The 13,632-nt window shown below is 70.3% G+C and carries 12 protein-coding genes; 6 read left to right on the top strand and 6 right to left on the bottom strand.

The window, feature by feature from the left end:
* Positions 1-221: 221 nt before the first annotated feature.
* From ACIRD8_RS16685 to ACIRD8_RS16670, 4 genes are all read left to right on the top strand, one after another.
* Positions 222-959, top strand: coding sequence for a response regulator transcription factor (locus ACIRD8_RS16685; protein WP_014154105.1), 738 nt, complete (start codon positions 222-224; stop codon positions 957-959).
* On the top strand, positions 956-2,032 hold the full coding sequence (locus ACIRD8_RS16680) for an ATP-binding protein (RefSeq protein ID WP_403991295.1): 1,077 nt from the start codon (positions 956-958) through the stop codon (positions 2,030-2,032). Before ACIRD8_RS16685 ends, ACIRD8_RS16680 begins: the two co-directional genes overlap by 4 nt.
* Before the next feature lie 272 nt (positions 2,033-2,304).
* The gene (locus ACIRD8_RS16675; RefSeq protein ID WP_403991292.1) at positions 2,305-6,117 is read left to right on the top strand and encodes a multifunctional oxoglutarate decarboxylase/oxoglutarate dehydrogenase thiamine pyrophosphate-binding subunit/dihydrolipoyllysine-residue succinyltransferase subunit; all 3,813 of its coding nucleotides are present in this window, start codon (positions 2,305-2,307) and stop codon (positions 6,115-6,117) included.
* A 90-nt stretch (positions 6,118-6,207) separates the two neighbouring features.
* On the top strand, positions 6,208-6,387 hold the full coding sequence (locus tag ACIRD8_RS16670) for a DUF6104 family protein (protein WP_014048295.1): 180 nt from the start codon (positions 6,208-6,210) through the stop codon (positions 6,385-6,387).
* Between the two features lie 100 nt (positions 6,388-6,487).
* Here the strand turns inward: ACIRD8_RS16670 and ACIRD8_RS16665 are convergent, their stop codons facing one another.
* On the bottom strand, positions 6,488-7,330 hold the full coding sequence (locus ACIRD8_RS16665) for a hypothetical protein (RefSeq protein WP_403991289.1): 843 nt from the start codon (positions 7,328-7,330) through the stop codon (positions 6,488-6,490).
* 166 nt (positions 7,331-7,496) lie between these two features.
* On the opposite strand from ACIRD8_RS16665, the gene ACIRD8_RS16660 reads away from it, so the two are divergent.
* Both ACIRD8_RS16660 and ACIRD8_RS16655 read left to right on the top strand, forming a co-directional pair.
* Positions 7,497-8,354: a DUF4097 family beta strand repeat-containing protein gene (locus tag ACIRD8_RS16660; RefSeq protein ID WP_403991287.1), complete on the top strand. Its 858-nt coding sequence runs from the start codon at positions 7,497-7,499 to the stop codon at positions 8,352-8,354.
* A gap of 1 nt (position 8,355) precedes the next feature.
* Positions 8,356-9,336, top strand: coding sequence for a helix-turn-helix transcriptional regulator (locus tag ACIRD8_RS16655; RefSeq protein ID WP_403991284.1), 981 nt, complete (start codon positions 8,356-8,358; stop codon positions 9,334-9,336).
* A gap of 63 nt (positions 9,337-9,399) precedes the next feature.
* On the opposite strand, the gene ACIRD8_RS16650 is transcribed toward ACIRD8_RS16655, so the two are convergent.
* From ACIRD8_RS16650 to ACIRD8_RS16630, 5 genes are all read right to left on the bottom strand, one after another.
* Positions 9,400-9,972 (bottom strand): Clp protease N-terminal domain-containing protein, encoded by a 573-nt coding sequence (locus tag ACIRD8_RS16650; RefSeq protein WP_403991281.1) that lies wholly within the window; start codon positions 9,970-9,972, stop codon positions 9,400-9,402.
* The gene (locus ACIRD8_RS16645) at positions 9,972-10,181 is read right to left on the bottom strand and encodes a sigma factor-like helix-turn-helix DNA-binding protein (protein WP_033298277.1); all 210 of its coding nucleotides are present in this window, start codon (positions 10,179-10,181) and stop codon (positions 9,972-9,974) included. Before ACIRD8_RS16645 ends, ACIRD8_RS16650 begins: the two co-directional genes overlap by 1 nt.
* 31 nt (positions 10,182-10,212) lie before the next feature.
* Positions 10,213-10,758 (bottom strand): GNAT family N-acetyltransferase, encoded by a 546-nt coding sequence (locus ACIRD8_RS16640; RefSeq protein WP_403991277.1) that lies wholly within the window; start codon positions 10,756-10,758, stop codon positions 10,213-10,215.
* Positions 10,755-11,720 carry a zinc-binding dehydrogenase gene (locus tag ACIRD8_RS16635; RefSeq protein WP_403991843.1) on the bottom strand — a complete coding sequence of 322 codons (966 nt, stop codon included), beginning with the start codon at positions 11,718-11,720 and terminating at the stop codon, positions 10,755-10,757. Before ACIRD8_RS16635 ends, ACIRD8_RS16640 begins: the two co-directional genes overlap by 4 nt.
* Positions 11,721-11,994: 274 nt before the next feature.
* Positions 11,995-13,245, bottom strand: a complete 1,251-nt coding sequence (locus ACIRD8_RS16630) for an NADP-dependent malic enzyme (protein ID WP_403991274.1) — start codon at positions 13,243-13,245, stop codon at positions 11,995-11,997.
* Positions 13,246-13,632 lie beyond the last annotated feature (387 nt).

The raw sequence follows: 13,632 nt of genomic DNA, 5'->3' as shown, positions 1-13,632 counted from the left end.
GGTGTCCACATCCCTGCCGCACCATGGATCTACGGCGCAAGTCCGCCGATCCGTCTCCTTTCCTGTGGGTAACACCTTCACGACGGACAACACCCTGCGTAGCCGAGAGGCGCCTTCTGCCTTTACGCTCTGACCGGCACACAGGAACCACGACGTAATCCACAAGCGATAACCGTGCCTCCGGGGGAATGGCCTCCGCGAGAACGGGCAGGGGCGGGGCGATGGAACAGACACACACCACCCACAACGGCGTCGCGGCCACCCCCGGGGCTCAGCGCCGGGTGCTGGTGGTTGAGGACGACGCAACGATCGTCGACGCCATTTCCGCCCGGCTGCGGGCCGAGGGCTTCCTGGTGCAGACCGCACTGGACGGGCCCGCGGCCGTGGACGCGGCAGAGGCCTGGCAGCCCGACCTGATGGTGCTCGACATCATGCTTCCCGGCTTCGACGGTCTGGAGGTCTGCCGTCGTGTGCAGGCCCAGCGCCCCGTGCCGGTGCTGATGCTCACCGCACGCGACGACGAGACCGACATGCTGGTCGGGCTCGGGGTCGGCGCCGACGACTACATGACCAAGCCGTTCTCGATGCGGGAGCTGGCGGCCCGGGTCCACGTCCTGCTGCGCCGGGTCGAGCGGGCCGCGCTGGCCGCCGTGACGCCGCGCAGCGGCATCCTGCGCCTCGGCGAGCTGGAGATCGACCACGCGCAGCGCCGTGTCAGGGTGCGCGCCGACGACGTCCACCTCACCCCGACCGAGTTCGACCTGCTGGTCTGCCTGGCCAACACACCGCGCGCGGTGCTGTCCCGGGAACAGCTGCTGGCCGAGGTCTGGGACTGGGCGGACGCCTCCGGGACGCGTACGGTCGACAGCCACATCAAGGCCCTGCGCCGGAAGATCGGCGCCGAGCGGATCCGTACCGTGCACGGCGTCGGCTACGCCCTGGAGACACCCGCGCCATGACCCGGCCCGGTTCCGGACTGCGGCCCTTCTCGATCAAGGCCAAGCTGGGCACGCTCGTGGTGGTCTCCGTGTTCATCACGACCGGACTGCTGATCGTCGCGCTGCGGACCAGGACCGAGTTCCGGTTCATCACGGTCTTCTCGGTGATCGCCACCCTGCTGATCACCCAGTTCGTGGCACACGGTCTGACCGCGCCGCTCGACGAGATGCGCGCCGTCGCGCGGTCGATCTCGCACGGCGACTACACGAGACGGGTGAGCGGCGCCGGGCGGCGTGACGAGCTCGGCGACCTGGCGCAGACGATCAACCGCATGGCGGACGATCTGGAGGCGGAGGACCGGCACCGCAAGGAGCTGGTGGCCAATGTCTCCCATGAGCTGCGCACCCCGATCGCGGCGCTCAGAGCCGTCCTGGAGAACGTGGTGGACGGGGTGTCCGCCGCGGATCCCGAGACGATGCGTACGGCGCTGAAACAGACCGAACGCCTGGGCCGGCTGGTGGAGACCCTGCTGGATCTCTCCCGGCTGGACAACGGCGTGGTGGCGATCAAGGCGCGCCGCTTCGAGGTCTGGCCGTACCTGTCGGGTGTGCTGAAGGAGGCGAACCTCGCCGCCTCGCAGCGCCGGCTCTCCTCCGGCTCGGGCAACCACTCCCGTACGGACGTCCATCTGCACCTCGACGTGTCGCCGCCCGAGCTGACGGCGCACGCGGACGCGGAACGCCTGCACCAGGTGGTCGCCAACCTCATCGACAACGCCGTCAAGCACAGCCCGCCGCACGGCCGGGTCACCGTGCTGGCGCGGCGCGGGGAGCACCCCGAGTCGCTGGAGCTGGAGGTCATCGACGAGGGGCCCGGCATCCCGGAGGCAGAGCGCCACCGGGTCTTCGAGCGCTTCAACCGCGGCCAGGCGCCCTCCCCGCACGGGCCCGGGTCGGACGGCGGCACGGGACTGGGCCTCGCCATCGCCCGCTGGGCGGTGGATCTGCACGGCGGGCGCATCGGCGTGGCCGAATCCGCCCGCGGCTGCCGGATCCAGGTCACTCTTCCGGGGACCGCGCAGACACACGATTGACCCCGCGTTTGACCCCGCGTTCGAAGCGGAGGGCCCCGTTTCTCCCTCCCGTTCGGGAAAGAGATACGGTCCAAGGGGCCTCAGCACTGGCCTCGCGTACCCGAAGGGCAGCGGAACCCTGCTTGTTTCCCGCCATTTCATGCGCCGAAACCCGGCTTCCGATGTGATGTGCACGACGAAGACCGGCCCGGCCTGCACGTAACGGCTCGGGAGGCGTAGCCTTGATTTCCGCTGTCCATCACCTTGTGAAGCGGAAGAGGGCGGTTGCCGCCGTGTCGTCTCAGTCCCCCAGTAACTCGAGCATCTCGACCGATCAAGAAGCAGGCTCCGGGTCCAACCCGGCGGCCGCTTTCGGCCCCAATGAGTGGCTCGTCGACGAGATCTACCAGCAGTACCTCCAGGACCCCAATTCGGTCGACCGTGCCTGGTGGGACTTCTTCGCCGACTACAAGCCGGGCACGTCCGGCACGGCGGACAAGCCCGTTCCCGCACCCGCGGGAGCGGTGACCGCGGCCCCGGCCGTGAACACCGTGAACAACTCCGCTCCGGCACAGGCCGTGGCGCAGCCCCCGGCCGCGCCCCCTGCCGCTCCGGCCAAGCCCGCGGCCGCCGCCCCGGCGGCTCCCGCCAAGGCACCGGCCGCCGCCCCCGCGAAGGCCGCGCCGGCCAAGGCGGCCGTGGCACCCGCCAAGGCGGACGCCACGGCCGAGGCGCCCGCCGGCCCGGAGTACGTGACGCTGCGCGGCCCTTCGGCCGCCGTCGCGAAGAACATGAACGCCTCCCTGGAGCTGCCGACGGCCACGTCGGTCCGCGCCGTGCCGGTGAAGCTGCTCTTCGACAACCGCATCGTCATCAACAACCACCTGAAGCGCGCCCGCGGCGGGAAGATCTCCTTCACGCACCTCATCGGGTACGCGATGGTGCAGGCCCTCAAGGCCATGCCGTCGATGAACTACTCCTTCGCGGTGAAGGACGGCAAGCCGACCCTGGTCAAGCCCGAGCACGTCAACCTCGGCCTGGCCATCGACCTGGTGAAGCCGAACGGCGACCGCCAGCTGGTCGTCGCGGCCATCAAGAAGGCCGAGACGCTCAACTTCTTCGAGTTCTGGCAGGCGTACGAGGACATCGTCCGCCGTGCCCGTGTCGGCAAGCTCGGCATGGACGACTTCTCCGGTGTCACCGCCTCGCTGACCAACCCCGGCGGCATCGGCACCGTCCACTCGGTGCCCCGCCTGATGCCCGGACAGGGCCTCATCATGGGCGTCGGCGCGATGGACTACCCGGCGGAGTTCCAGGGCACCTCGCAGGACACCCTGAACAAGCTGGGCATCTCGAAGGTCATGACCCTGACCTCGACGTACGACCACCGGGTCATCCAGGGTGCCGCGTCCGGCGAGTTCCTCCGCGTCCTGGCCCAGCTGCTGCTCGGCGAGAACGACTTCTACGACGAGATCTTCAAGGCGCTGCGCATTCCCTACGAGCCGGTCCGCTGGCTCAAGGACATCGACGCCTCGCACGACGACGACGTCACCAAGGCCGCGCGGGTCTTCGAGCTGATCCACTCCTACCGGGTCCGCGGCCACGTCATGGCCGACACCGACCCGCTGGAGTACCGCCAGCGCAAGCACCCCGACCTGGACATCACCGAGCACGGCCTCACCCTGTGGGACCTGGAGCGGGACTTCGCGGTCGGCGGTTTCGCCGGCAAGACGATGATGAAGCTCCGCGACATCCTCGGCGTCCTGCGTGAGTCGTACTGCCGCACCACCGGCATCGAGTTCATGCACATCCAGGAGCCCAAGGAGCGCAAGTGGCTCCAGGACCGGGTGGAGCGTCCGCGCCCGGCTCCGGAGCGTGAGGAGCAGCTTCGGATCCTGCGTCGCCTCAACGCCGCCGAGGCGTTCGAGACGTTCCTGCAGACGAAGTACGTCGGCCAGAAGCGGTTCTCGCTGGAGGGCGGCGAGTCCGTCATCCCGCTGCTCGACGCAGTCATCGACTCCGCCGCCGAGGCCCGCCTCGACGAGGTCGTCATCGGCATGGCCCACCGCGGCCGGCTGAACGTCCTGGCGAACATCGTCGGCAAGTCGTACGCGCAGATCTTCCGGGAGTTCGAGGGCAACCTCGACCCGCGGTCGATGCACGGCTCCGGTGACGTCAAGTACCACCTGGGCGCCGAGGGCACCTTCACCGGTCTGGACGGCGAGCAGATCAAGGTCTCGCTGGCCGCCAACCCCTCGCACCTGGAGGCGGTCGACCCGGTCCTGGAGGGCATCGCCCGCGCCAAGCAGGACATCATCAACAAGGGCGGTACGGACTTCACGGTCCTGCCCGTCGCGCTCCACGGCGACGCGGCCTTCGCGGGCCAGGGCGTAGTCGCCGAGACGCTCAACATGTCGCAGCTGCGCGGCTACCGCACCGGCGGCACCGTGCACGTGGTGATCAACAACCAGGTCGGCTTCACCGCCGCCCCGGAGTCCTCGCGCTCCTCGATGTACGCAACGGACGTGGCGCGCATGATCGAGGCGCCGATCATCCACGTCAACGGCGACGACCCGGAGGCCGTGGTGCGTGTCGCGCGCCTCGCCTTCGAGTACCGGCAGACGTTCAACAAGGACGTCGTCATCGACCTCATCTGCTACCGCCGCCGCGGTCACAACGAGGGCGACAACCCGGAGTTCACCAACCCGCAGATGTACACCCTGATCGACAAGAAGCGCTCGGTGCGCAAGCTCTACACCGAGTCCCTCATCGGTCGCGGCGACATCACGCTGGAAGAGGCCGAGCAGGCCCTCCAGGACTTCCAGGGCCAGCTGGAGAAGGTCTTCGCGGAGGTCCGCGAGGCCACCTCGGCGCCGTCCCAGCCGCACGTCCCGGACGTCCAGGCCGAGTTCCCGGTCGCCGTGACCACCGCGGTCTCCTCGGAGGTCGTGAAGCTGGTCGCCGAGTCGCAGGTGAACATCCCCGACGGGATCACCGTCCACCCGCGTCTGCTTCCGCAGATGCAGCGCCGTGCCGCCTCCGTGGAGAACGGCACGATCGACTGGGGCATGGGCGAGACCCTCGCCATCGGCTCGCTGCTCATGGAGGGCACCCCGGTCCGGCTCGCCGGCCAGGACACCCGCCGTGGCACCTTCGGCCAGCGCCACGCCGTCCTCGTCGACCAGAAGACCGGCGAGGACTACACCCCGCTGCTCTACCTCTCCGACGACCAGGCCCGTTACAACGTCTACGACTCGCTGCTCAGCGAGTACGCGGCGATGGGCTTCGAGTACGGCTACTCGCTGGCCCGCCCGGAGTCCCTGGTCATCTGGGAAGCCCAGTTCGGTGACTTCGTCAACGGCGCGCAGACCGTCGTGGACGAGTTCATCTCCTCGGCCGAGCAGAAGTGGGGCCAGACGTCCGGCGTCACCCTGCTGCTCCCGCACGGCTACGAGGGCCAGGGCCCGGACCACTCGTCCGCCCGCCCGGAGCGTTTCCTGCAGATGTGCGCGCAGGACAACATGACGGTCGCGATGCCGACCCTCCCGTCGAACTACTTCCACCTCCTGCGCTGGCAGGTGCACAACCCGCACCACAAGCCGCTCATCGTCTTCACCCCGAAGTCGATGCTGCGTCTGAAGGCGGCGGCATCGAAGGTGGAGGAGTTCACCACCGGCGGCTTCCGTCCGGTCATCGGTGACGAGTCGGTCAAGGCCGAGGCGGTCCGCAAGGTCGTCTTCGTCTCCGGCAAGCTCTACTACGACCTGGACGCCGAGCGCGAGAAGCGCGGTGACACGGAGACGGCGATCATCCGTCTGGAGCGTCTGTACCCGCTGCCGGGTGCGGAGATCCAGGCCGAGATCGCCAAGTACCCGAACGCCGAGAAGTACCTCTGGGCCCAGGAGGAGCCGGCGAACCAGGGTGCGTGGCCGTTCATCGCGCTCAACCTGATCGACCACCTGGACCTGGCCGTCGGTGCCGACGTCCCGCACGGTGAGCGCCTGCGCCGCATCTCGCGTCCGCACGGCTCGTCCCCGGCGGTCGGCTCGGCCAAGCGCCACCAGGCCGAGCAGGCCCAGCTGGTCGCCGAGGTCTTCGAGGCCTGATCAGCGGCTGTACGTCATCGGAGGGCCCGGCCCCGCGAGCATCTCGCGGGGCCGGGCCCTCCGGCTTTCCGGCCTCGTTATTCTGGTCGCATGTACTTCACGGACCGTGGCATCGAGGAACTGGAGAAGCGGCGCGGCGAGGAGGAGGTCACCTTCGAGTGGCTCGCCGAGCAGCTCCGTACGTTCGTCGACCTCAACCCCGACTTCGAGGTCCCCGTCGAGCGCCTCGCGACCTGGCTGGCCCGGCTGGACGACGACGAGGACGAGTAGTCACCGTCCGGGCCGCCACCTTCCGGGCCGTCACCTTCAGGGGCTGTCACCTTCAGGGGCTGTCACCTTCAGGGGCTGTCACCTTCAGGGGCTGTCACCTTCAGGGGCTGTCCGCGCCCCTGAAGCGGTTGTACGCGAATCCCAGAAGGCCCTGCACGAGAAGGATCAGGCCCGCGGTGATCCAGCCGCCGCTGCGCCTGCGCGCACCCCACAGGGTCAGCGGCAGACCGGCGGCGACCTGCGCCGTCGCCACGGCGCGGGCCCTCGGGCCGACCATCCAGGGGCCGAGGCTGCCGCTCTCGACGACGTCGAGCTCCACCCGTACGGCATCGCGCCAGCCGGCCCATTCGATCTGTTCCGCCTCCGGATGGATCCTGGCGACCGAGCGCAGCCGGTCGGCGGGCTCGCCCGGGGTGAGCCCGGGCGGCAGAGCCACCCCGGCCCGGGTGAGTACGGCGAGCAGTCCACGCAGCCGGGCTCCGGCGTCCGCCTCCGGGTCCGCACGGGTGAGCGCCTCCAGCGCCTGGACATCCAGTACGGGGTCGAGGCCCAGCCGGGCGGCGGAGGTCCGCATGGCCTCCTCCTCGGCGGCCGGGGTGCCGTCGGCGAGCCAGGTGTAGCCGACGGGGCGGCGGAAGCCCGAGGCGAGGGTGTAGCCGGACCGGTCGTCGTCCCACCAGAGGGCGAGCACGGGCCAGGTGGATCCCACGGCGAGAGCGGTGGCCCAGCCGCCGACCACCCGGTCGACGGGTTCGGGGCCCCCGTCGGCCGCAGTGCCTTCACGGGGGTCCTTCTGCCAGGGCTTCCCCTCGGGGACGAGCACGCTCCAGCCGTCCCCGGCGGGCACGAGCAGCATGCGCTCCCGCAGCAGATGGGCCACGGGCCGTACGGTCTCGGGTTCGGCCCGGCAGAGGAGCAGGGCACCCACGGAAGTCGCGGTCATGCCCCACACGCTAGGGCAATTTGCCCATATATGAACCATTTACGGTACTCACCTACCCCTCCATGCCCCTTTCTGATCCGGCCTTGACTTTCCTCAACCGCGATATATCGTGTTCTGAAGAAGACGCGATATGTTGCGTCACGCCACCCAGTGGGAGGTCAGATCCATGCCTGAGTCGACGTGGACCGTCGCCGAGCCCCAGAAGCTCACCTTCGACGACCCCGTGACAGCACTCAACGTGCGCATCGTCGACGGCATGATCAATGTCGTCGGCACCGACGAACCGACCGCCCGCCTCGAGGTGTCCGCGATCGAGGGGCCGCCGCTCGTCGTGACCCAGGAGGGCGGCACCCTCACCGTGGCCTACGAGGACCTGCCGTGGCAGGGCCTCCTGACCTGGCTCGACCGCAGGAGCCCGCGCCGGAGCGCCGCGGTCTCGCTCGCCGTGCCGGCCGGCGCGAGGGTGGAAGTGGGTGTCATCGGAGCCGAGGCGGTCGTCTCGGGGATCCGAGGGCGCACCGAGCTGCGGGGCATCTCCGGCGACAGCACCCTGGTGGGTCTCTCCGGTGTCGTCCGCGCAGAGACCGTGTCCGGCAGCCTGGAGGCCCAGGCCGTCACCGGCGAGCTGCGCTTCCAGTCCGTGTCGGGCGATCTGACGGTCGTCGAGGGCGCGGGCACCTCGGTCCGGGCGGAGTCCGTCACCGGTCACATGGTGCTCGACCTCGACACCTCGCCGGCGCCGACGGACATCAGACTGACCTCGGTGTCCGGCGAGATCGCCATCCGGCTGCCCCACCCCGCGGACGCGAAGGTCGAGGCGAACACCGCGAGCGGTACCGTCTCCAATGCCTTCGAGGACCTGCGCGTGGGCGGCCAGTGGGGCGCCAAGAAGATCACCGGCACCCTGGGCGCCGGCACTGGCAAGCTGAAGGCGACCACTGTCTCGGGCTCGATCGCCCTGTTGCGCCGTCCACCCGCCCAGGACCACGCGCATGATGCCGAGCCGACCGGAAAGGTGCTCTGACATGGCCCCCGTATTCGCCCACGGCCGCCTGCGCCTGTACCTCCTCAAGCTGCTGGACGAGGCCCCCCGCCATGGGTACGAGGTGATCCGCCTCCTGGAGGAGCGCTTCCAGGGGCTGTACGCACCGTCGGCGGGCACCGTGTACCCGCGGCTGGCCAAGCTGGAGGCCGAGGGCCTGGTCACGCACGCCACCGAGGGCGGCCGCAAGGTCTACTCCATCACCGACGCCGGACGGGCCGAGCTGGCGGGCCGTGGCGGCGAACTGGCCGATCTGGAGCTGGAGATCCGCGAGTCCGTCTCCGAGCTGGCCGCCGAGATCCGTGACGACGTGCGGGGTGCGGCCGGCCAGCTCCGCAGCGAGATGCGCGCGGCGGCCTCCGAGTCCCGCCACACCTCCGGCGGCGGCAAGGGCGGCTGGGACCCCGGTCTCGGGGAGAAGGAGGCGTGGCGCACGGCGAAGGAGGAGCTGCGCAAGGCCAAGCAGGAGTGGAAGGAACAGGCGCGCAGGGCGAAGGACGAGTCGCGCAAGGCCCGCGAGGACGCGGAGCAGGCCCGCCGCCAGGCCCAGGAGGCGCACGAGAAGGCGCGGGAGCAGATGCAGAACGCCGCGCGTCAGGTCCAGGAGCACTTCGCGCGGGGCGACTGGCCCGCAGGGGTGCGTGAGGGACTGGCCGAGATCACCGGGCAGCTCGGCGGCTTCGCCAGGACCGGCACCTGGCCCTCGTACAGCCGTCCCGCACCCGAGGAGCCGGACATCGAGTGGGCCGCCGACGCAGCGGCCACCGGCGATCCGGCCCGCGACCTGGACCGCCTGCTGGACCGCTTCCGCGACGACATCCGTGACGCGGCCCGGGACCGGGGGGTCACGGAGGCTCAGCTCTCGGAGGCCCGGCGGCATCTGGCCACGGCCGCGACGCACATCGGCTCGCTGTTGCGCGCACCGGCCGACGAGGCGAAGGGGAAGACCTCCGGCCCGTCCTGACCCCGCGCGCCGTCCGGCCGGAGGAGAGACCCCGGCCGGGCAGCGCCCGCCCGGTCAGCCCGGTCAGCTCGCCCGGGCCTGGCCCTCTCCGCCGTCCCCGTACAGCGCTCGCTCCACCGTCGCGTAGGTCGCGCCGTGTTCGGCGAGCACGTCGGCGACGACGCCGGGGCAGGCCGTCAGGGCCAGCAGCAGGTGCTCCTCACCGATGAAGCGGTCGCGTCGGCCGAGGGCGATGCGCAGGGACTTCTCCAGGATGCTCTTGGCGCCGCCCGCGAAGGGGCGGCGTCCGGACCGCCGCCGAAGGTTCCCGCGATCGCCTGCCAGGGCTCCTTCGCCGTGAGCACCCTCGACCCGGGCAATGATCTCGGTGACGTCGATACCGATGCCGGCGAGCGCCTCCGTATCGGCCCTGGTGAGGCCGCCACGGCGACGGGCCTCACCGAGTGCCGCCTCGACCGAGGCGCGCCGGTCGGTGAGTCCGAGGGCGGCGACGGCGAAGGAGGCCCGACTGCCCTTCTGGTCCAGCAGGGCGAGCAGGAGGTGCTCCTCCGTGACGGAGTCCACTCCGGCCCGCTCGGCATGGGTGACCGCGCCGGTCACGGTGGCCCGGGCGCCCTTGGTGAATCGCTCGAACATCAATGCCTCCCGTACTTCTTGTGCACGGCCTGCCTGCTGACACCCAGCTCGGCAGCGATCTCCTGCCACGACCAACCCTGGACGCGGGCACTTCTCACCTGGACGGCTTCGAGTTGCTCGAGCAGACGCCGCAGCGCGGCGACGGCCCGCAGCCCGACGCGCGGGTCGTGGTCACCGGCACGTGCGGCGAGATCCGTTGCTTCGGTCATGACGTCAACTTACGTTGACAGTCGACCCCTGTCAACCGTCGTTGACATCATCGGTGGCGAGGCGGGCGTGGCGCTCCACGTCGTAACGGATGTCCCCGTAGCGGAGCTTCTCGCGTTCGATTCCCTCCGCGGTGAAGCCGGCCCGCACCGCCACCGCGCAGGAGGCGGGGTTGTTCGTCCTGTGCCCGAGTTCCAGCCGGTAGAGCCCCAGGCCGTCGAAGGCCCAGCGCGCCAGCGTGCGTACAGCCCCGGTGGCGACCCCTGTCCCGCGTGCCGTTTCGACGGTCCAGTAGGAGAGCCAGGCGACGTCGTGGACGTGGTTCACCGCCGCCAGGGTCACCGAGCCGAGCGGGGCACCGTCGCGGACGACGGCCCATGTGTATCCACTGCCGGCCGCCCGCTCGCCCTCCCGGGCGGCGATCCATTCCAGCGCCTCGGCGGTGGTCGTGACGGGCCGGCCCGCCTGCCGCGCCATCTCCTCGGGGGCAAAGGCCCGGAGCACCGCCGGGGCGTCGTCGGGCAGCCAGGGCCGCAGCAGCAGCCCTTCGGGCGTCTCCAGTTCGGTCGCCGGACTCACGACGTGGTGAGCACGATCTTTCCGAACAGGTCGCCGGCGGCGAGCCGCTCGAAGCCTTCGCGGGCGCGGTCCAGCGGCAGGGTCTCGTCGATCACGGGCCGCACACCGGTGGCGGCGCAGAACGACAGCAGGTCCTCCAGCTCGTCCTTGGAGCCCATCGTGGAGCCGACGACCTTGAGTTCCAGGAAGAAGATCCGGGTCAGTTCGGCGTGCGAGGGGCGGTCGCCGCTGGTGGCTCCCGAGATGACCAGGGTGCCGCCGGGCCGCAGCGACTTGACCGAGTGGGACCAGGTCGCCGCTCCGACGGTCTCGATGACGGCGTCGACGCGCTTCGGCAGCCTCGCGCCGGGCTCGTAGGCCTCGACGGCCCCCAGTTCGACGGCCCGCTTGCGCTTGGCCTCGTCACGGCTGGTGGCGAACATCCGGAGCCCGGCGGCCTTGCCGAGCACGATCGCCGCGGTGGCCACACCGCCGCCCGCCCCCTGGACGAGGACGGAATCGCCGGGCCGTACACCGGCGTTGGTGAACAGCATCCGGTACGCGGTCAGCCAGGCGGTCGGCAGGCAGGCGGCCTGCTCGAAGGTGAGTTCCTTCGGCTTGGGCAGCACGTTCCAGCTGGGTACGGTGACCTGCTCGGCGAAGGTCCCCTGGTAGCGCTCGGTGAGGATGGAGCGTGGCTCGTCCGGGCCGACACCGTGTCCCGTCTGCCCGATGACGGAGTGCAGGACGACCTCGTTGCCGTCCTGGTCGATCCCCGCGGCGTCGCAGCCGAGGATCATGGGCAGCTTGTCCTCGGCGAGGCCCACACCACGGAGGGACCAGAGGTCGTGATGGTTGAGCGACGCGGCCCTGACCTGGACGGTGGTCCAGCCGGGGCGCACCTCGGGCGAGGGTCGTTCGCCCAGCTCGAGTCCTTCGAGGGGCTGGTCACGGTCGATGCGTGCGGCGTAGGCGGCGAACATGGCCATGACGATAGGGCGTGACGCCACGTGACGTAACCGTTCGAGGGTGTGACACGCACCGCGCCGGCCCGCCCCTGGACAAACCCCTGCCCGCAAATTCCAGCCCGCCCGGCGTTTGAGGGCAAACCGCAGCCCACCCCGTGCCCAAGCGCGAAACCCAGCCCGCCCGGCGTTTGAGGGCCGGGGTCCGGGGCGGAGCCCCGGTTTCGGGAAGGGGCGGGGTGGGGGAACAGGCCCCGCGCAGCGGACCCCGCACCCCCACACCCCCACGGCGTCAGCGCCGCGCAACACCCTCCGCACGAGCGGCAGCAGCCACCGCGGCGGTGACCGCAGGAGCGACCCGCTCGTCGAACGGCGAGGGAATCACGTAATCCGCCGCCAGCTCGTCGCCGACGACATCCGCCAGCGCGTTCGCCGCGGCGATCTTCATCCCCTCGGTGATCCGGGAGGCACGCACCTGCAGCGCACCCGCGAAGATCCCGGGGAACGCCAGCACGTTGTTGATCTGGTTCGGGTAGTCCGAACGCCCGGTCGCCACCACGGCCGCGTACTTGTGCGCGACGTCGGGGTGGACCTCGGGGTTCGGGTTGGCCATGGCGAACACGAACGCGCCGGGTGCCATCGAGGCCACGGCCGGCTCGGGGACCGTACCGCCGGAGACTCCGATGAAGACGTCGGCACCGGCCAGCGCCGTCTCCAGGGAGCCGGTGATCCCGGCCCGGTTGGTGAGCTCCGCCAGCTCGCGCTTGACCTCCGTGAGGTCGTCGCGGTCGGCGCTGACGACGCCCTTGCGGTCGGCCACGGCGACGTCACCGATGCCCGCCTCCAGCAGGAACTTCGCGATGGCCACACCCGCCGCACCGGCGCCGGAGATGACGGCGCGCAGATCGCCGAGCGTCCGGCCGGACAGCTTCGTCGCGTTGCGCAGGGCCGCGAGGGTGACCACGGCCGTGCCGTGCTGGTCGTCGTGGAAGACCGGGATGTCGAGCCGCTCCTGGAGCTTGCGCTCGATCTCGAAGCACCGGGGCGCCGAGATGTCCTCCAGGTTCACGCCGCCGAAGGACGGCGCGAGGCGCACGACGGTTTCGACGATCTCGTCGGCGTCGGTCGTGGCGAGCGCGATCGGCACCGCGTCGACCCCGCCGAACTGCTTGAAGAGAATCGCCTTGCCCTCCATCACCGGGAGGGAGGCCTCGGGACCGATGTCCCCCAGGCCGAGGACGGCCGTGCCGTCCGTCACGACGGCCACGACCTGCGACTTCCAGGTGTAGTCGTGGACGAGCTCGGGCTTCTCGGCGATGGCGCTGCACACCTTCGCCACACCGGGCGTGTACGCGAGGGACAGGTCGTCCTTGTCGCGGATCGGAACGGTGGCCTGCACGGCCATCTTCCCGCCGCGGTGAAGGGCGAACGCCGGATCGAAGGGCTCGTCCGCACCGGTCAGCCCTGCCGCACCGGCCGTGCCGTGCGTCTTGCTGTCGCTCGTCTTGCTGTCGCTGCGAGGATTGACGATCTCCGCTGCCATTGTGTTGACCCCTTAAGTCTTCATCAGTTGAGGGTGGCCACTCCTGGTTGAGGAGGGGTGGGCGGGCACCGCGTACGTTCCCGGCACTGGCGGTTGGACCGCTCCGGCAGGGGAGGCACATACGCGCGGGCGCGCCGCACACGCGCCCTGAGCCCCGGATGAGGGGTGTAAAGGTCTTTCTTACCGGACGGACCGGGCCTCTTACGAGTCGGTATCGACTCGGTGACATGACTCATAGCCGAATATCTGGACAAGTCCACTAAGGACTACAAAGGCCGTCCGTAGGTCGAGACGCACCGGAGATTCTCCGGAGGGGCACGCACTTTCCAGCAGATGGTCCGGCCTTGCGGTACCGGCCCATTGAGGTTCGGGGGTCGCCCGTTACCC

Origin of the sequence: Streptomyces sp. NPDC102451 (assembly GCF_044765485.1) — a bacterium.
In the GTDB taxonomy this organism is placed as follows: Bacteria; Actinomycetota; Actinomycetes; order Streptomycetales; family Streptomycetaceae; genus Streptomyces.
This window is presented reverse-complemented; position numbering and strand designations above follow the sequence as displayed.

Coding starts and splice junctions, on each gene's coding strand:
- ACIRD8_RS16685 (WP_014154105.1), top strand. CDS start 222: ATGGAACAGACACACACCACCCACAACGGCGTCGCGGCCACCCCCGGG.
- ACIRD8_RS16680 (WP_403991295.1), top strand. CDS start 956: ATGACCCGGCCCGGTTCCGGACTGCGGCCCTTCTCGATCAAGGCCAAG.
- ACIRD8_RS16670 (WP_014048295.1), top strand. CDS start 6,208: ATGTACTTCACGGACCGTGGCATCGAGGAACTGGAGAAGCGGCGCGGC.
- ACIRD8_RS16665 (WP_403991289.1), bottom strand. CDS start 7,330: ATGACCGCGACTTCCGTGGGTGCCCTGCTCCTCTGCCGGGCCGAACCC.
- ACIRD8_RS16660 (WP_403991287.1), top strand. CDS start 7,497: ATGCCTGAGTCGACGTGGACCGTCGCCGAGCCCCAGAAGCTCACCTTC.
- ACIRD8_RS16655 (WP_403991284.1), top strand. CDS start 8,356: ATGGCCCCCGTATTCGCCCACGGCCGCCTGCGCCTGTACCTCCTCAAG.
- ACIRD8_RS16650 (WP_403991281.1), bottom strand. CDS start 9,972: ATGTTCGAGCGATTCACCAAGGGCGCCCGGGCCACCGTGACCGGCGCG.
- ACIRD8_RS16645 (WP_033298277.1), bottom strand. CDS start 10,181: ATGACCGAAGCAACGGATCTCGCCGCACGTGCCGGTGACCACGACCCG.
- ACIRD8_RS16635 (WP_403991843.1), bottom strand. CDS start 11,720: ATGTTCGCCGCCTACGCCGCACGCATCGACCGTGACCAGCCCCTCGAA.
- ACIRD8_RS16630 (WP_403991274.1), bottom strand. CDS start 13,245: ATGGCAGCGGAGATCGTCAATCCTCGCAGCGACAGCAAGACGAGCGAC.